The sequence below is a fragment of the Sphingobacterium sp. UBA7855 genome, from assembly GCA_002500745.1.
In the GTDB taxonomy this organism is placed as follows: Bacteria; Bacteroidota; Bacteroidia; order Sphingobacteriales; family Sphingobacteriaceae; genus Sphingobacterium.
The window spans coordinates 33,396-51,865 of the sequence record DLST01000018.1 but is presented as its reverse complement, the minus strand read 5'-3'; the positions used below and the strand labels follow the sequence as shown (position 1 = coordinate 51,865).

Genomic DNA, 18,470 nt, shown 5'->3' with positions numbered 1-18,470 from the left:
ATGAGTTATATTTTGTTGAGGATCTGTTTCTTAAGTGTGTCGAATTCTTCTTGCGTAATGATATTTTCACGAAGTAGCAGTTGCATTTTTTGGAGTTTTTCGACAAAGTCGCCTCCTTGTTGTATATGCTCTTTGATCTCCTCCTTTTGAAGGTCAAACTGCTTACCCAGTTCCATGCCGACGCCAAGTTGTGCTCCCACTCCCGCAATCCCACCTTCATTCTTAGCGGCGTCTCGAAGCGCACGTAATTTTTCTAATTCGACATAGCTTAGGCCTGCTTGTTGAGCGGCTTGATTTTGTGTCGTCAGGTCGGCAATTTCTCCAATTCTACGTTGCGTATTCGCATCAAATTGGGTTCCTAAAATTTTAAAATCTGTAATGTCGAGCCCGAGATCTTTAAAATCTTGTTCCACCGCAGTCTTGATATCGTTGGATAGTAATGCTAATTGGCTGTCAATTTCGTTATAACCTAGCTTCTTCTGTGCAATCTGCGTCGTAATGTGTTGGGGAATGCGATTATTGAGGATGTCCTGGATCACCGCTGTGCTGACCGTATTTTGATTGGCTACAATGTTTTTATAGAAATGCACCGGTTCCTTAATGAGGTAAGAGAATGTACCATTCAAGCCGATTTCTACGGGTAAGTTGTAATGAGGGTCGATATATTTTATTGGAGATCCAGTTCCCCAGGATTGATTCACAATAGCTGCCGTACGAAAAAAGTAGATATACAGTTTGTGTTCGGATTCGAAATTTTGCCGTAGTCGTGCTAAGGTAGTAAAAAATGGATGGTTGTCTGTTTTGAGGTTATACGTTCCAGGCTCTGTGAGCAGGTTCTCACCTTTTCCTTCATACACAAGAATGCATCCCTGCCCTGGAGCGAGGATTAGTTTGCTGGAATTTTTGATCTCATTCCTTTCGGATGGAAATTTATACCATAATAATCGAGGGTCTTGGTTTTTCCACTCGATAACTTCAGAAAGTTGTTTGTTAAAAAGATTAAATAGTCCCATAGTTATTAATTTAGCGTGTCAAATTTGGGATTATACCCTTCAAATTTGTTGATTTGTTTTCCATTATTATCAAAATAATAATAATCACTCGAGCCTCTTACGATAAAGCCGTCTTTTAACAGTGTCCCATTTCCGTAGATGGACTTGAGGTCAGTAGTGAACGTTTTTTGTATAGCCCCAGTTGTGATGTCCAATAGTTGGATCTGGAAAGGATCGTCTTCAGCTGGTGTTGGCTTATAGGCGATAAGGAGCGTTTTGTCATTTTGGGCGACCACTATAGGCTGAAAGTAAAGTCTGCCTGGCGTAAAGTCTTTGAAGCTAATCAAACGCGCTCCTTTAAATTGCCACGGATTGATTAATACCTTTTTATAGGGATCTCGGTCCGTAAAAATGCCCGATCCACCATAATCCTTATCCCAAGAAAACCGCGGGGTATCTTTTGGATATCCATATTGATAATGGTAAGTATACTGGATCAACTGAATTTTTTCCTCTGGATAATAGCTGGACTTACTTGAAAAAGTAAACTCCGTTTTTGTCGTTGGATTGGGTAGTTTCTTTCTTCTTTCCTCGTAGAGCATTTTATCCGGGATAGCCTTATTTATTAAAGGGTAATAGGCCAGATTTTGACCTTCATTGTTGATAATTTGATAAGCGGAACCATAGTCTTCATACTTAAATTCAACTTTGGCTATGCCGGTACTTAAGGATGGGGCATCTTTTACATAATTTTCCAAAACACTCTTATACGTGAGCGTGTTTTTGTCGAGTTGATAGATGTATTTGGACTTGACAATGATGTAAAGGTTTTGATCTTCAAATACCTGAAGTTTAACGTCGCTGCTCGATAATTCAACAGGAGTATCCATCAATGCTTTTACCCATTCTTTTTTACCTGTTTTAGGATCAAAAAGCCCAATGTATACCTTGTTGTCTTTGGCTGAATCCATTCTTTTCCTAAATGTTCCTACATTACCAACGACCACCACATGCGGCGTATTATTTTTGTCCATGAATAACGTATTACTCGCATAGTTCCATTCAAGCGGCTCTGCCTCTTCTTTCTCGTTCGCGGAGTTGGAACCACTATAAGTCGAATAACTTGGCTCAGGCTTCTTGGAAAAAATAGCACTTATCGCCCCGATGATAAACATGACCGCGATAAATCCAACCACTGCGAACAGGACAATCCGTAGGGCTTTATATTGGTCTGTATTGTTGCGCGGATAGTTGTAGTTGTGATTGATATTGATGTCGTCACTATCGAGAAAAAATTCTGTTCCGCAGCTGTCACATTTATAATAATCAGGACGTAGTGTGGTGATTTTTATACTCCCACAATGCGGGCATTTGATCGCTTTAATATTTTTAGCCATTTATCTTAATTGTATTTAACTTAAATCATCTTCTTACTTTTTATGCTTCCAATCGATCGGATTGTATTGAATTTATCCAGTTAATTTTTTTTTCCAATGGAGGACACGATTTATAGTGAATTTAGAATTAAAATAATCCTATAACAAATTTTCTGCCAGCTAACTTATATTCGTAGGATTTGAGTTTAAATACGCAGGAAATGAGCTGTTTGTTTTTTTAATCAATGGAGACTGTGGCATTAATGTTTATTTGTAAAACAAATAAAAAATATTTTTGGTATGTACGAATTATTCGTAGATTAGTAAAAGATTAGATAAAGTAGATACAGGCATGGAAAAATTAACAGCACAGGAAGAACAGGCAATGCAGTCGATTTGGAGTCTCAATGGTGGATTTATAAAGGAGATCTTAGATAATATCAAAGGTGAAAAGATGCCTTACACCACCTTAGCTTCAACAGTAAAGAATCTGGAACGTAAAGATTTCGTGAAAGCAGTTCGTTATGCCAACGCCAAGCGCTATGAACCAATGGTGAGTGAGGAAGATTATAAAGCGAAATTTATGAATTCCTTTGTCGGTGATTATTTTAAAAATTCCTATAAGGAGATGGTATCTTTCTTTGTGCAGGAAGAGAAATTAACAGCTGATGAATTAAAGGAAATTATGGACATGATTAAGCATAATAAATCTTGATAGCATGGAAAGCTTACTCACCTATATTATACAAGTCAACCTGTTGTTGGGTATTATTTATTTAGGATATATTGGATTATTGAAAGGGCTGACATTCTATGTGCTAAATCGCGTTTACTTTTTGGCCGGAGGGCTGTTTGCTTTTGTATATCCGTTTCTTGATTTAAAGTCTTTGTTCGTACAGCGCGGGTTGAATATGGGGTTGGTAGGCGAGCAGATTTCGCTTTATATTACTAAGCCTGAAGTGCAGCAACAACTGACCTTGGGAAGGTTGGTGGAAATTGTATTTATGGTTGGTGCAATGGTGCTGTTAGCGAAGTTTGTATTTCAATTATTGAGTTTATTGCGGATTCATCTGAATTCTAAGTCCGATCAATGGCGGACGTATTTATTCCGGAATGTGCTTATTCCGGTTGTTCCATTTTCATTTTTGAATAAAATATATGTCAATAAGGGACAGCATCAGGATGCTGAACTGAAAGATATTTTTAAGCATGAGGATATTCATGTGAAAGGTCTTCACAGTGTGGACATTTTATTGTTTGAAATGATATTGGTATGCTGTTGGTACAATCCCTTCGTTTGGTTGATGCGTAGGGTTATTCGTCAAAATTTGGAGTTCTTGACTGATCAACAAGTCTTAGATAAAGGAGTGGACAAGCAAGCCTACCAGTACAGCTTATTGAACGTGTCTAAAAAGGGGGGCTCGGTGGGATTGAGCAATCAGTTTAATTTTAAACTTTTAAAACGGCGTATTTTGATGATGAACAAGAAACGATCATCGAAAATAGCGCTGAGTAAATATGCCTTTCTTTTACCGGTATTTTTATTGACGGGAGCAGCATTTACAGTAAGTAAAGCCGAGGAAAGTATAGAAGGGGTCGTTGAGCAGGTAAATAAAACAAGGGTTATCCAGCTGGGCCAGGACTTACAAGTTGATGTTGCTTTGCCTGCAACGATAAGTAGCAAGGTAAGTAAGCCTTTAGCGGAAGATTTGCTTACTAGGCAAATGACAAAAGATACCTTGAAGCCAAAAGGTGTAATGGATACGATTCATTTTCGGACAAATATGAATTCTGCAAAGGAGCCTCTCTATATTGTGGAAGGAAAAGAGGTTAATTCAAACATGATGTCGGCGATTCCGTCGTCGGAAATCGAATCGATCAGTATAATAAAGGATAATGGTAAGGCAATATATGGTGAAAAAGGGAAGAATGGTGTTATCCTGGTAAAGCTTAATGGGAACGGTTTGCTTGATATTAAAAATCCGTTGCTCAATTTTAACAAGCGTAACAAAGAAACTTTAAGTCTGGTTCCTATACTATCTACGTTAAAGGAGATACGGAATAATCCTGAAATAATGCAGGCGGAATATAGCTATAAAATAAAAGATGTTAAAGCACCTGAATTGGAGCATAATATAAAAGGGGGAGCAGCTAGCGGGAGTTCGAAAGAAGTTATTACATCTGGCGGACCAATGAGAGTAAGAATTGGTGCAGTTCCCGGGTCTAATGGGAACCCTCTGTTTGTGATCGACGGGAAAATTGTCGAAAACGCCCAGTTAAGTGGGTTAGACCCGAATACAATAGATAACATATCGGTTTTGAAAAATAATCCTGCTACTGCACGATATGGCGATCAGGCAGAGAATGGCGTTGTCATTGTGACCACTAAGGCTTATGTGAAGGAGCATCCTGAAGCATTATCTTCTGATGTTGAGGATCGTTTGTCAGGAAAAGTAAAGAAAGTAATTAGGATCGAGTTGGATAAAGAAAAAGGTGAAGCGGTGAAAAAAGAAAAGGGGGAATAATCCATTCAAATCGGGGTGTGTACAATAGTGACACAACGCCGACGCCTAATATAAGGTCTATACACAAGAAGCGCGTAAGAGTTACATAAAAAAAGCCGATCTAGTCGGCTTTTTTTATTTCGTATTCAGATTTGTCATGGTTAGCTCGATGCCGATATTAACAAAACTCTGGATCATTTTGACGGAATGGTCTATTAAAGCCGGTAATTCTGCTTGTTCATCTTTGTCAAAAGGGCCAAGTACATAATCGACCTGTCTGCCTTTTGGGTAGTTGTCTCCAATGCCAAAACGTAAACGGGGATATGCTTGTCCACCGCAAAGCTGTTCAATGGATTTGAGTCCGTTATGACCAGCGCTACTTCCCTTAGGCTTCATGCGTAGTGAGCCGAAAGGGATCGCCAAATCATCTACAATTACCAATACATGCTGAATTGGGACTTTACATTGTTGCATATAATAATTAACAGCCTTTCCACTTAAGTTCATGTAAGTCGTAGGTTTAATGACGGTGATATTATGCCCTCTTTGCTTAAATTCACTATAATAGGCTAATTTTAGCAAGGAGAAGCTAGCACTGGCCTGTTTAACAAGCTCATCGGCAACCATAAAACCGATATTATGCCTTGTGTCGGCATATTCACTGCCAATATTGCCTAATCCAACGATAAGATAATTCATGATGCAAAAATAAAAATTTTAGTAAACAAAAAAAGCACCGAATTCCGGTGCTTTCTGCAGTATCTTAAAATCTTGTTCAGATTATTTTTTACCACCTTTAGTTGCTTTAGCAGCTTCTTGTTCAGCTTGACGCAATGCACGAGACATGATTACTGATACGATTGTATCATCAGCATTGTTCAATACTTTTGCGTTTTCCAATTGAATTTGACCCACACGAACTGATTTACCAACCTCTAAAGATTCCATTGGTACTTCAATTTCTTGCGGTAAGTTTGCAGGTAAAGCTTTTACGCGTAAATTACGTAATTTTTGAACTAATTTACCCCCCATTTTAACACCTGGAGAAGTTCCTGTCAATTTGATAGGGATATTCAATGATACTTCTTTATCATCAAATAACTCTAAAAAGTCAACGTGAGTAACTAAGTCAGTTAGTGGGTGGAATTGTGCGTCTTGAACAATAGCTCTTTTAGTTTGACCGTCAATGTTTAATTCAACAATGATTACGTCAGCAGTGTAAAGAACTGGTTTCAAATCAGCTGCGGATACAGAAAGAGCTGTTTGCTCTGTACCACCGTAAAGTACTGCTGGTACTAAGCCTTGGTAACGCAATTCTTTTGCATCTCTTTTCCCTACGTTCTGTCTTACAGAACCGCTAATAGCAATTGATTTCATCTTTAATTTTTTTATAAATTTGAGGTGCAAAGATAATCTAATTTCTGATATTATCAAAAAAAATGATGCTGCTATTCTTTCGAAAACAGGCATTTATTCAAGATTATGAACTTTTCCATTCTCATGATTATACCTATTCTAATTTACTGATTAGCTCAATGTAAGACCAAATTGATACCATTTCCTATATTAAAACCGAAATATGACTCTTTTAGTACGGAAATAACAGGGGATTAACAGGGGTTTTACCCCTGCTAACCCCCTGTTAACCCCTTGCTAACCCCCTGTTGTCTCCTTGGTAATGTGGGAATTGATATAAATCAAGTATTGTTCACTTATTCACAAACTAAAAAGCTATTCGCCTAGGGCTAAAAAAAGAAGAACCATGCGAAATAGTATTTTTAAATAGTTGTTGCTTTTAGAAAAGGGTGGGGAGCCATACAAAAAAAAGACCCTGGTCGTTTCGCTAAATGCTTCACGTACCAGAGTCCAATATTTAATAGCTAATCGCAACGCTTATTCTACTTCAAATAAGTCAGAAATAGAAGAGTGTTGATTGACGCTTTTTATGGCTTTCGCAAATAAGTCTGCTGTGGATAACACTTTGATTTTGGTCGATTGTTTTGCTTTTTCTGGATCCAATTGAATCGTATCCGTCACGATCATTTCTGACAATACAGAATTTTCAATGGTTTCATAAGCTTTTCCTGATAGCACAGCATGCGTACAAACTGCTCTGACAGATTTTGCGCCGTTTTCCATAATCAATGCCGCTGCTTTTGAAAGCGTACCGGCCGTATCACAGATATCATCGATCAAAACAACGTCTTGACCTGTAACCTCACCAATGATCGACATCGATTCGATTTCATTCGCACGCTTACGGCGTTTATCACAGATAATAACTTCTGCATTGAAAAATTTAGCAAAAGTACGCGCTCTGTATGAGCCGCCCATATCTGGAGAAGCAATTGTTAAATTCGGAAGTTTTAATGATTTGATATAAGGAACGAAGATAATAGAGCCATCCAAATGGTCAACAGGAATATCGAAAAAACCTTGGATTTGAGCTGCGTGAAGGTCCATCGTCATGATGCGGTGAATGCCAGCAGCGGTCAACAGATTAGCAATCATTTTTGCGCCGATAGCAACTCTTGGTTTGTCTTTTCGATCTTGTCTTGCGAAACCAAAGTAAGGGACTACCGCTGTGATGTAATGCGCTGAAGCTCTCTTCGCTGCATCTGTCATCAATAATAATTCAAAAAGATTGTCGGTAGGTTGGTTGGTCGATTGGATAATGAAAACATCGCTTCCGCGAACTGATTCATTGTAGAATGGTTGAATCTCACCGTCGCTAAAACGTGATAATGTTTTGTCTCCTAGTGGTTTCCCGTAAGATTGTGCGATTTTTTCGGCCAGTTCTGTAGTGCCAGAACCTGCAAATAGTTTAACCGTGTTGAATTGCAAAGGCATGGTTTTGTATATTTATGTTGGGTTGTTGTATTGTCGTTTATTCAATATTTTTATTCCCTGACTATTTTTTAAAGTTAAACGTTAAAAAAAATGGATTGTTTTCACAATCCATATATGCTTAACTTTAAAAGTTGTCCGACCTGGATTCGAACCAAGACAAACAGAACCAAAAACTGTCGTACTACCCTTATACTATCGGACAATGTCTCTAAAAAGCCAACGTTTCCGTCTTTTTCTTTTTGACGACGCAAAGATAGAGATTTGTTTTAAAAATCAAAATTCAATTTAAAAAAAATCTGAACCCTTTTATAAATATAAGCCTTGCATATAACGCAGAAAAGGCTTGCATTTGCAAGCCTTTTCTATTGTTTGTTGTCCGACCTGGATTCGAACCAAGACAAACAGAACCAAAAACTGTCGTACTACCCTTATACTATCGGACAAACAATTCAAAGGTGTATGCTATCGTGATGATGTCGTTCACATTTGATGATGCAAATATACGGACTATTCTTATTTCTGCAAATAAAAATATCCTGTAAAGCGCATTTCGGCTGATTTTCAAATAAATAATTTTTGTTTGACGCTGAAAAATCTTTACATCAATCCTTTTTCAGTGCTGTTGTCGGTCAATAGAAGTATATGCGTGCAGTTTTATATACTTTCTTTACACTTTCTTTACAGCCAATATTGGTTCACATAATAAAATTGTTTCAGTCAATATGTGTTAAAAAATCAGAATAAAGTTCATTTCTTATTAACTTATCCTTATTTTCGAGCCGTATTAATAATACTTTTTACAGTTATCATTTTATGAACTATACTAAAATCAACAATCTTTTAGGATGGATATGTGCGCTAATTGCAACTGTAGCATATGTCATGACTGCCGAACGATCGACGAGTTGGTGGGATTGTGGTGAGTTTATCGCTTCAGCCTTCAAGCTTCAAATTGTGCACCAGCCGGGAGCACCTTTATTCTTAATGATTCAGAATATATTCTCCAACCTTGCTGGTGGAGATGTGACACGAATTGCGTTCTGGATGAATGTCGGATCGGCGGTATGTAGTGGTCTGACCATTTTGTTTTTGTTTTGGACAATTACAGCCTTAGCAAAGAAAATCGTTGTAAAGGGTGTTGATGGATCGTTTACGTCGACCGATTTAATTAAGATATTTGGTTCGGGTGCTGTAGGAGCATTGGCCTATGCTTTTACAGATACCTTTTGGTTTTCTGCCGTAGAGTCTGAGGTTTATGCCATGTCTTCTTTATGTACAGCCGTAGTATTTTGGGGGATTTTAAAATGGGAAAATCATGCCGATGAGGCTGGTGCGGACCGCTGGTTGATCTTTATCGCCTATGTGATGGGTCTTTCTATCGGGGTACACTTACTCAACTTATTGGTAATTCCCGCAATTGCTTTAGTGATTTATTTTAAGCGTTCAAAAACAGTAACTTCTTCGGGAGCAATAAAAGCTTTCTTAATAGGTGTCGTTGTTTTGGCCCTCATTTTATGGGGTATTATCCAATATACGGTGAAAGTTGCAGCTTATTTTGATCTGTTCTTTGTGAATAGTTTGGGCATGGGCTTTGGGACAGGATTTAATCTGTTCATGATTTTAGCTGTCGCTTTATTTGTCTATGGTATTTGGTATTCAATCAAAAAGGTTAAACCCATGTTGAACCTAATTTTGATCAGCACTGCGTTTATTGTTTTTGGTTATAGCTCTTTTGCCATGATCATGGTACGCGCCAAGGCAAATCCAACCTTAAATAACAGTGATCCGGATAATGCATTTTCTTTTGTGAGTTATCTTGGACGTGAGCAATATGCAAGTGAACCACTTTTGAATGGACCTACATTTGATGCACAAGTGGTTGATGCCGAGCCTACGTATACGTACAGAAAAGATAAAGACAAATATACGAAGGTGGAAAACGGTATGGACTATAAATACGATAAAACGATGTTTTTCCCTCGTGTTTATAGCAATCGAGATGGGCATGATGGATATTATCGTGATTACTTAAAAATTCCGGAAGGTCAGTCTCCGACTTTTGCCGATAACCTCAAGTTCTTTTTCAGTTATCAGATCGGACATATGTACGGCCGTTATTTCTTGTGGAATTTTGCCGGTCGTCAGAATGACCAACAAGGTCAGGGCTCATTTACCGAAGGTAATTGGCAGGCGGGCATCAAGCCGATTGACCAAATGCATAACGGTGGACAGAATGCCATTCCAGATTCATTGAAAACTGATCCTTCGAACAATAAATATTATTTCTTGCCTTTGATCATTGGTTTAATCGGTGCATTCTGGCATTTTGGAAAGAGACAACGTGATGCGGGAATTGTGGGTCTGTTGTTTTTCTTTACAGGATTAGCAATTGTATTATATCTAAATCAAAGCCCACTCCAACCACGTGAGCGTGATTATGCGTATGCGGGTTCATTCTATGCCTTTGCCATTTGGATAGGGCTTGGGGTTTTCGCTATCGCGGATTATTTAAGCAAAAAAGTGGATGGTAAAATTGCCGCTGGTGCCGCTACAGTAGTCTGCCTATTGGGCGCTCCAGTATTGTTGGGCTTCCAGAACTGGGATGATCATGACCGCTCGGAGAAGACTACTGCGCGCGATTTAGCGAAAAACTACCTGGCTTCTTGCGCGCCAAATGCAATCTTGTTTACCTACGGTGACAACGATACGTATCCTTTGTGGTATGTTCAGGAAGTTGAAAATTATCGTCCGGATGTACGTGTCGTAAACTTAAGTTTATTGAGTTCGGACTGGTATATGCGCCAGATGAAACAAAAAGTGAATCAGGCCGAGGGTTTACCGATCAATATCGACGATGAAAAATTCAAGAAAGGTGTTCGCGAAGTGCTTTATTATCAGGATATGAAAGTTCCAGGACATGTGGATCTGGATTTGATCATGCAGATTTTATTGTCTGACGACCAGAAGAACAAATTGGAATTGAGAGGTGGTAAGTTTGAAAACTTCCTGCCGACCAAAAACTTTAGTCTTCCGGTGAATAAAGAATCTGTTCTGAAAAATAATGTCGTGCCTAAAGCATGGCAAGAATCTATTGTCGATACCATGAGCTGGACCTACAATAGAAATTATATCTCTAGAGCTGAATTATCTATCTTAAACGTATTGTTAAATAACGATTGGAAACGTCCGATTTATTTTGCGGCAACAGTTCCAAATGATAACTACCTTGGTTTGGATAAATACTTGGTGCAAGAGGGCTTCGCGCTGCGCTTGATGCCGATTGCAACTCCTGCCGGAGCAGAAGGTACATTGGTTGATACACAGTCTGCTTACAAAGACATTACTACGAAATACCAATGGGGTAATATGGCACATGCTTCTTACTTGGATCCTGAATCTTACCGCATGATTACCATGATTACAAATACGGTAATGGGCGGTACAGCGACACAGTTGATGATGGAAGGTCATAAGGATGAGGCGCGTAAAGTCGCTGTTGAAACCTTTGAGAAAATGCCAAAACGTGTTTATTTGATGCGTGATATTTTAGGCTATATTCCAATTGTCAATGTGTTGTATGAGACTGGTGAAACGAAGCGTGCAAATGAAATCGTAAACCGTAACCTAAAGTTTATGACGCAAAATATGCGTTGGTATCAGGATATTGCACAAACGAAGCCTGAGCTGGAATATTCTAATATTGGTACAGCTTTACGCGCATTGGGTGCCTATAAGAGCATTTTGGCTACCACATCGGAAAAACAGTTGCTACAGCAGGTAACCGATTTGGAGAAATTATATAAACAACAGTATGGTGTTGAGTAATTGTTAGCGATACCATTTTAAGATAAGGGCTGCCCTTTGCTACAGATATTCAAAACAGAAATTTGTAGCAAAAGGCAGCTTTTTTTTTGATTATTTTTTCTTAGCTTAAGGGCTTATAAACCGACCCGAATGAGGAGGAGATTCTTCTATGGAAAAGCTTATTATACAGATGTGCCTAGTAATGGCGCTTTTATATTGTCTTTATAGTTATCTAAGAAGGTGTCGAGTGCGCAATAATGAAGCAAGTGATTTAGAATGCCGGATGTAAGGTGTTCTTTTGCCAATGAAAATCATACTAAACAAATAGCATATGAAACGTCAATTAAAATTGTGGGATGCAGTGATGCTGGTCATGGGGTCGATGATCGGGAGTGGTATTTTCATTGTATCGAGCGATATGATGCGGCAGCTGGGGTCCGGATATTGGTTGGTAGTGGTGTGGTTGTTGACGGCTTTGGCAACGGTCGCTGCTGCAATCTGCTATGGCGAATTATCATCGATGTATCCAAAGGCTGGTGGGCAATACACCTATCTGACAGCAATATTTGGGAAACCTATCGGCTTTTTATATGGTTGGAGTTTATTTACGGTCATTCAAACAGGGACGATAGCAGCGGTAGCAGTGGCTTTTGGTAAGTTTACGGCCTATCTTATCCCGCAGTTGAATGATGCTCCACCACTGTTCCAGCGTGGGGAATTTAAGATTACCTGGATCCAGATTCTCGCAATGGGCGTGATAATGCTGCTTACCTTTATTAATACCCGGGGAATTAAAAGTGGAAAAACTGTCCAATCTTTTTTTACTTCTGCAAAAATCATTGCTTTGATTTTGTTGATTTTAGGTGGTTTGTTCTTGATTAAACAAAATCATTTTTCGGAAAACATGGCTTACGGCTGGGATTCTTTCCAGAATTTAAAAGGTGTAGGCTGGTCGCAGATCTCTGGAGGCGCTTTGATGGGAGCATTAGCTGCTGCAATGGTCGGTTCGGTGTTCAGCAGTGTGGCCTGGGAAAATGTAACGTTTGTTTCCGGCGAAATTGTCAACCCGCAGCGTAATGTTGTACGCGCCTTGGTAATCGGTACAAGCTTGGTCATGCTGCTCTATATCAGTTGTAATTACATTTACCTGGCGGCTTTAAGTAGAGAGGAGATCGCTTTTGCTGCCAATGATCGGGTCGCGATTGCGGCCGCTGAGAAAATATTAGGTCATAGTGGTACAATAGCGATGGCGATTTTAGTTATGATCTCGACATTTGGTTGTGTCAACGGACTTGCATTGTCAGGAGCGCGTGTTTTTCAGACCATGGCCAAGGATGGTTTGTTTTTGAAACAGGCAATTCCCAACAACAAGTACGATGTGCCGGCAAAATCATTGTGGCTACAGGGAATTTGGGCTTCATTACTCTGTTTAAGCGGCCAGTACGGGAATTTGCTGGATATGATATCCTTTGTAATTGTGATATTCTATATGATCACGGTACTCGGTGTCATTATTCAGCGTGTTAGAAGGCCCGATTTAGAGCGCTCCTATAGGACGTTCCTATATCCGGTTACACCAATCTTATATCTTGTAATAGGTACGGTTTTTTGCGTGTTACTGATTATTTATAAACCGCAATATACCTGGCCTGGATTTATACTTGTCTTGGTCGGTGTGCCTGTGTATTTTTTTGCACGAAATAATAAACCTGTCGAGCGTGATGAGTAATCTCCATATATGACAGGTTGATGCTATGGCATTTTTTGTAATTAGTTGCTAATAAATGTGATAGATGATCGTAAAAATCTATTGATATGCTAAAGTAATAGGTTTGCAAATTTTACGGAAAGAAAGGTATACTTTGTTTAAATTACTTTTTAATAATGTGCCAATGGGATGCAAATAGTGAAATTAATTGCCGCTCATGGCGTTATTTCTATAAAAAAAGTGTAGCTTTGCTCAAACATTCCCATAATGAAACAGTCGATTTTATTAGACGGACCAAAATTTCAAATCACAATTCAAAGACTATGTCGTCAATTGATTGAGAATCACGGTGATTTTTCAAATGCTGTCGTCATAGGTATTCAACCCCGAGGAACTTTCTTAGCGAGACGTATTGTCAAAGAGCTCAAACAAATGATCGGTAAAGAGATTTTAGTTGGCGATTTGGACATTACCTTTTACCGCGATGACTTCCGCACAAAAGGAAATGCTGGTCCACTCTTAGCAAATAGCACAAATATCAATTTTATTGTAGAAGGTAAGGAGGTCATTTTTATAGATGACGTCTTATGGACAGGACGTACTATTCGTGCCGCAATGGATGCTGTACAGGCCTTTGGCCGTGCAAAACGAATAGAATTGCTTGTTTTGGTCGATCGTAGATTCTCCAGACAGATTCCTATTCAACCTGATTATATCGGCATACAGGTCGATTCAATTGATTCGCAAAAAGTAATTGTTAACTGGAAAGAGTCAGATGATCAGGATAGCATTATCCTGATTACAGAAAAGAAGACGTCAGCTGGCGATTAATAGAAGTGCTTCAACGTTCTAAAGTCTATTTTGGCCTTGGGAACGAGTACTTTCAATACAAAATGATTAGTAAATATTTGAATACGCTAAAATGTCATCTGTAGCAGAACAACTAAGTACCCGCCATTTATTGGGGATCAAAGATCTAAATGAAAACGACATCCAATTGATCCTGGATACAGCAAGTAATTTTAAAGAAGTATTAAACAGACCGATTAAAAAGGTTCCTTCCTTACGGGATATTACAATCGCCAACGTTTTTTTTGAAAACTCTACGCGCACACGTCTATCTTTTGAACTTGCTGAAAAGAGACTCTCTGCAGATATTGTTAATTTTGCAGCATCATCGTCCTCCGTAAGTAAAGGAGAGACGCTGATAGACACCGTCAACAATATTCTCGCGATGAAGGTTGATATGATTGTGATGCGACATCCTTATGCTGGTGCAGGGGTATTTTTAAGTAAGCATGTGGATGCGCAGATTGTCAATGCAGGTGACGGAGCACATGAACATCCGACACAAGCTTTACTGGACTCTTTTTCAATCCGCGAGCGTTATGGCGATGTGGCTGGTCGCAAAGTTGCTATAGTAGGCGATATCACCCACTCACGGGTTGCGCTGTCTAATATCTTATGTCTTCAAAAGCAGGGTGCGGAAGTGATGGTCTGTGGACCGACTACATTAATTCCGAAATATATCACTTCATTGGGTGTAAAAGTGGAGCACGATTTGAGAAAGGCGCTGAATTGGTGTGACGTAGCAAATATGTTAAGAATTCAATTGGAACGCCAAGATATTGCTTATTTCCCATCATTAAGAGAGTACTCCATGCTTTATGGGCTGAATAAAGAGATTTTGGACTCTTTGGATAAACCCATCACGATTATGCACCCCGGACCGATCAACCGTGGCGTCGAAATCACATCGGACGTTGCCGACAGTGAACACTCCATTATTTTGGATCAGGTTGAAAACGGTGTTGCTGTACGTATGGCTGTCTTATACTTATTGGCAGGACAACGCGGATAGACGGTATTGGCTTAAGAAATATTATGCCTGACTTTATTTTTTGTCGGGCATATTTTTTGTGCAAAATTTCCGTTATAATACAGTATTATTCACAGATGTTAATAACTTTTGTGTAAAATAGCTCAATTAAAGTATAATTTAGTAGAATGAATAAAACTATCTCTTTAGCAGTGGAGATTTGAATTGAATTTCGATAAATTTGAAGCGATCCTAAGCACCTATAAAAGGTAAAGAGCATTCAATATACTCGCATTTCAGAGCAATTTTATCAGGGTTTGGGAGAAGATTCATTTACATTTGCAGATAAATAACATATTAAGGTTTCACATATTATGTATAAGAAGATTTACCAGGTGGGAGTTGCATTAACCGTTATGGCGACGCCAGCATTAGCGCAACAGACAGAATGGCAACAAATCAACAAGGCGTATAAAACGGGGATGGAGTTGTATGAACGCGGAAAATTTAGTGCCGCTTCAGTGCAATTTGATCGTGTTGAAGCTTTGCGGACAAAATCCAATTTGCAATTGGATGAGACAGAGGAGCTTTCTTTATTGAAAGAAAATGTCCGGTATTATCAAGCTGTTTGCGCCTTGGAATTAGGGGAGTCGGATGCCGAAAATCGTTTTTTGAAATACATTAAAGATTTCCCTGTTAGTGCAAATGCGAAAGCAGCTTACTTTCAGATCGGTAAATCATACTATGCTAAAAAAGACTACGTTAAAGCGCTAGAGTGGTTTAACAAGATTGATAGCAAAAATCTTGCGGGTAAAGAGAATGTAGAGTACCGCTTTAAGTATGGTTATGCTTCCTTTATGACAAAAGATTATAAGGCCGCAAAACCTTTATTCGAAAGCTTAAAAGATCAGAAAACTGAATTTCAGGAGGCATCTATTTATTATTACGCTTATCTTTCGTACCTAGACGCCGAATATAAAACGGCGTTGAATGAATTTGAGCGTCTCAACGGATCTAAGCAGTTCGAAAATAGCTACCCTTATTATATCACGGCTTTATATTTCTTGGATAAACGCTACGACGATGTGTTGGATTATGCATTGCCGATTTTGTCGCGTACAAAGCAAGAAAATGAAACAGAGATGTTCCGTATTGTCGCGGCGACTTACTTTATCAAAGGCGACTTAAAAACATCCAAAGCGTATTACGATAAATTCCAGGCACAAGATCAAGGTAAAACCCAGAATAATCAGGATAGCTACCAAATCGGTTATATCGCTTATAAATTGAAAGATTATGATAAGGCGATCACTGAATTGGAAAAGATGACCGATCCAGATGCTTATTATCAGTCTGCGATGATTACCTTGGGGGATGCCTTTTTGAAGAAAGGCAATAAGCAATCTGCACGTAACGCATTTTTCCGTGCTTCGAAGCTGGATTTTGATCCGGCAATGCAAGAAGAGGGCTTGTTTAACTATGCGAAGCTTTCATATGAATTAGAATTTCACCAGGTCGCATTAGCTTCGACACAGGAATATCTGAAAACATATCCAAAATCGAAACGTTTGGAGGAAGCTAAAACGCTGCTTGCTGAAGTGTTGCTGAGTACAAAGAATTACCGCGAGGCAGTAGATATTTTGGAGTCTATTCCTAAACGCGGGAAAGAGGCAAACGCCGCCTATCAAAAAGTAACCTATTATAGAGGTTTGGAATATTATAACGAACGTGCTTTTGAAAATGCAATCTCCTTATTCATGCGTTCTGAACAGTTCCGTTATGATGAGGAAATTTATGCTTTAGCAACGTATTGGAAAGCAGAAGCAATGTATGAAGTTCGTAAATACGGTGAAGCCGTAACCAATTTCAATAAATTTTTACGTTTGCCTGGAGCTAGTAAAACCGATGTGTATGGTTATGCCAATTATGCTTTAGCCTACGCTGCCTTTCGTAATGGTAATTATAATACTGCCGCTAATTATTTCGAGCGTTTCCTCGCCTCGGGTGGCTCAAAAGGAATAGAGATGAATACACGTAACGATGCCATCGCACGTTTGGGTGACTCATATTTCTCTTCCAAAAATTACGGCCGAGCTTTAACAGAATACAATAAATTAATCTCTTCTAAAGCACCTAGCCAGGATTATGCATTGTTCCAAAGAGGTATTATCCAAGGGTTACAAGGTGATAATAACGGTAAAATTGCTACGTTGAATGCTGTTATTGCGCAATTTCCGAACTCTAATTATGCCGACGATATTGCCTTTGAGATTCCTTACACGCGTTTCTTAATGGGAGAAAGTGATCAGGCCATTGCTGGACTCCAAACCATGGTGGAAAAATATCCGCGCAGCAGTTATGTACCACGTGCTTTGGTAACGATTGGTCTGGTTCAGTATAATCAAGATAACAATGATGCTGCGCTGGCAACATTCCAACGTGTGGTCGATCAGTATGCTTCAACGGACGAAGCCAGACAGGCTATGCGCTCCATTGAGAATATCTATTTGGACAAGGGCGACGCGACTGGTTATATCAAATATGCAACAGGTACCAACCTTGGTGATGTTTCGAAATCAGAGCAAGATTCCCGTTCATTCTCCACCGCGACAACTTTATTTTCTAGAGGAAATTATAAAGGTGCTGTAGAAGCTGTAAATGCGTACTTCGATAAATTTCCAAAACCAAATCAAGAGAAATATGCACGGTTTATCCGTGCCGAAAGTAATGCTGCCCTCGGAAATACAGAGGATGCGTTACATGATTACAATATTATTTTGAATGACTGGACTTCCCCTTATACAGAGCGCACGCTGATTTCTGTCTCTAACTTGTATTTGAAACAAAAGAAATACAATGAGGCTACGCAGCTATTGAAAAAGCTCGAGCTTACTTCTGAATACAAATCCAACTATGGTTTTGCGATCAACAACCTGATGGTTTCTTATTATCAAATTGGAGATTATAAAGAGGCATTAAATTATACCAATGCGGTTAAAAATTACGAAAAATCTTCGGAAGAAGAGATCGCAAACGCCTACTTATATGCCGGTAAATGTTACGTAAAGCAAAATAAGAAAGCTGAGGCAATGAAAGAATTTAGTTTAGCTGCATTGAAGAGCCGTACGGTTTATGGGGCAGAAGCAAAATACAATGTTGCTTTGCTGCAATTGGAAAATAAACAATATGATGCTTGTATTAAAACGGCAATGGATCTGTCTGATAATTTCTCTTCGTACGAATATTGGGTTGCGAAAAGCTTTATTACGATGGCTGATGCTTATGCAGGTAAAGGTGATACCTTCCAGGCCAAAGCTACGCTTGAATCAATTGTGGATAACTATGACGCGAAAGACGATATTTTGCCTGCGGCAAAAGAACGTCTAAATAAATTGAACAACAAAAAGAAATAGGATA

At 39.0% G+C, this 18,470-nt stretch carries 12 protein-coding genes; 7 read left to right on the top strand and 5 right to left on the bottom strand.

Annotated elements, in window-relative coordinates:
• Positions 1-5 precede the first annotated feature (5 nt).
• Positions 6-1,013 (bottom strand): SPFH domain-containing protein, encoded by a 1,008-nt coding sequence (locus B2107_RS16645; RefSeq protein ID WP_293956785.1) that lies wholly within the window; start codon positions 1,011-1,013, stop codon positions 6-8.
• A 5-nt stretch (positions 1,014-1,018) separates the two neighbouring features.
• The gene (locus tag B2107_RS16640) at positions 1,019-2,389 is read right to left on the bottom strand and encodes a hypothetical protein (RefSeq protein WP_293956783.1); all 1,371 of its coding nucleotides are present in this window, start codon (positions 2,387-2,389) and stop codon (positions 1,019-1,021) included.
• A 331-nt stretch (positions 2,390-2,720) separates the two neighbouring features.
• On the opposite strand from B2107_RS16640, the gene B2107_RS16635 reads away from it, so the two are divergent.
• Complete coding sequence (locus B2107_RS16635) at positions 2,721-3,083, top strand: BlaI/MecI/CopY family transcriptional regulator (protein ID WP_209580554.1); 363 nt, start codon at positions 2,721-2,723, stop codon at positions 3,081-3,083.
• 4 nt (positions 3,084-3,087) lie between these two features.
• Positions 3,088-4,893: a M56 family metallopeptidase gene (locus tag B2107_RS16630; RefSeq protein ID WP_293956781.1), complete on the top strand. Its 1,806-nt coding sequence runs from the start codon at positions 3,088-3,090 to the stop codon at positions 4,891-4,893.
• 114 nt (positions 4,894-5,007) lie between these two features.
• Here the strand turns inward: B2107_RS16630 and pth are convergent, their stop codons facing one another.
• The 3 genes from pth to B2107_RS16615 form a co-directional block, all read right to left on the bottom strand.
• Positions 5,008-5,571, bottom strand: coding sequence for an aminoacyl-tRNA hydrolase (gene pth, locus B2107_RS16625; RefSeq protein ID WP_293956780.1), 564 nt, complete (start codon positions 5,569-5,571; stop codon positions 5,008-5,010).
• An 81-nt stretch (positions 5,572-5,652) separates the two neighbouring features.
• The gene (locus tag B2107_RS16620) at positions 5,653-6,249 is read right to left on the bottom strand and encodes a 50S ribosomal protein L25/general stress protein Ctc (RefSeq protein ID WP_293956779.1); all 597 of its coding nucleotides are present in this window, start codon (positions 6,247-6,249) and stop codon (positions 5,653-5,655) included.
• A 516-nt stretch (positions 6,250-6,765) separates the two neighbouring features.
• Entirely contained in the window at positions 6,766-7,722 is a 957-nt protein-coding gene (locus B2107_RS16615; RefSeq protein ID WP_293956778.1) for a ribose-phosphate pyrophosphokinase, read from the bottom strand.
• 813 nt (positions 7,723-8,535) lie between these two features.
• On the opposite strand from B2107_RS16615, the gene B2107_RS16610 reads away from it, so the two are divergent.
• From B2107_RS16610 to B2107_RS16590, 5 genes are all read left to right on the top strand, one after another.
• Complete coding sequence (locus B2107_RS16610) at positions 8,536-11,547, top strand: protein O-mannosyl-transferase family (RefSeq protein ID WP_293956777.1); 3,012 nt, start codon at positions 8,536-8,538, stop codon at positions 11,545-11,547.
• Positions 11,548-11,857: 310 nt separating this feature from the next.
• Positions 11,858-13,255 carry an APC family permease gene (locus tag B2107_RS16605; RefSeq protein ID WP_293956776.1) on the top strand — a complete coding sequence of 466 codons (1,398 nt, stop codon included), beginning with the start codon at positions 11,858-11,860 and terminating at the stop codon, positions 13,253-13,255.
• 246 nt (positions 13,256-13,501) lie between these two features.
• The gene (gene pyrR / locus B2107_RS16600) at positions 13,502-14,065 is read left to right on the top strand and encodes a bifunctional pyr operon transcriptional regulator/uracil phosphoribosyltransferase PyrR (RefSeq protein WP_293956774.1); all 564 of its coding nucleotides are present in this window, start codon (positions 13,502-13,504) and stop codon (positions 14,063-14,065) included.
• Between the two features lie 91 nt (positions 14,066-14,156).
• Positions 14,157-15,095 (top strand): aspartate carbamoyltransferase catalytic subunit, encoded by a 939-nt coding sequence (locus tag B2107_RS16595; protein ID WP_293956773.1) that lies wholly within the window; start codon positions 14,157-14,159, stop codon positions 15,093-15,095.
• Positions 15,096-15,427: 332 nt separating this feature from the next.
• Entirely contained in the window at positions 15,428-18,466 is a 3,039-nt protein-coding gene (locus B2107_RS16590; RefSeq protein ID WP_293956772.1) for a tetratricopeptide repeat protein, read from the top strand.
• Positions 18,467-18,470: the final 4 nt, after the last annotated feature.

Coding starts and splice junctions, on each gene's coding strand:
- B2107_RS16645 (WP_293956785.1), bottom strand. CDS start 1,013: ATGGGACTATTTAATCTTTTTAACAAACAACTTTCTGAAGTTATCGAG.
- B2107_RS16640 (WP_293956783.1), bottom strand. CDS start 2,389: ATGGCTAAAAATATTAAAGCGATCAAATGCCCGCATTGTGGGAGTATA.
- B2107_RS16635 (WP_209580554.1), top strand. CDS start 2,721: ATGGAAAAATTAACAGCACAGGAAGAACAGGCAATGCAGTCGATTTGG.
- B2107_RS16630 (WP_293956781.1), top strand. CDS start 3,088: ATGGAAAGCTTACTCACCTATATTATACAAGTCAACCTGTTGTTGGGT.
- pth (WP_293956780.1), bottom strand. CDS start 5,571: ATGAATTATCTTATCGTTGGATTAGGCAATATTGGCAGTGAATATGCC.
- B2107_RS16620 (WP_293956779.1), bottom strand. CDS start 6,249: ATGAAATCAATTGCTATTAGCGGTTCTGTAAGACAGAACGTAGGGAAA.
- B2107_RS16615 (WP_293956778.1), bottom strand. CDS start 7,722: ATGCCTTTGCAATTCAACACGGTTAAACTATTTGCAGGTTCTGGCACT.
- B2107_RS16610 (WP_293956777.1), top strand. CDS start 8,536: ATGAACTATACTAAAATCAACAATCTTTTAGGATGGATATGTGCGCTA.
- B2107_RS16605 (WP_293956776.1), top strand. CDS start 11,858: ATGAAACGTCAATTAAAATTGTGGGATGCAGTGATGCTGGTCATGGGG.
- pyrR (WP_293956774.1), top strand. CDS start 13,502: ATGAAACAGTCGATTTTATTAGACGGACCAAAATTTCAAATCACAATT.
- B2107_RS16595 (WP_293956773.1), top strand. CDS start 14,157: ATGTCATCTGTAGCAGAACAACTAAGTACCCGCCATTTATTGGGGATC.
- B2107_RS16590 (WP_293956772.1), top strand. CDS start 15,428: ATGTATAAGAAGATTTACCAGGTGGGAGTTGCATTAACCGTTATGGCG.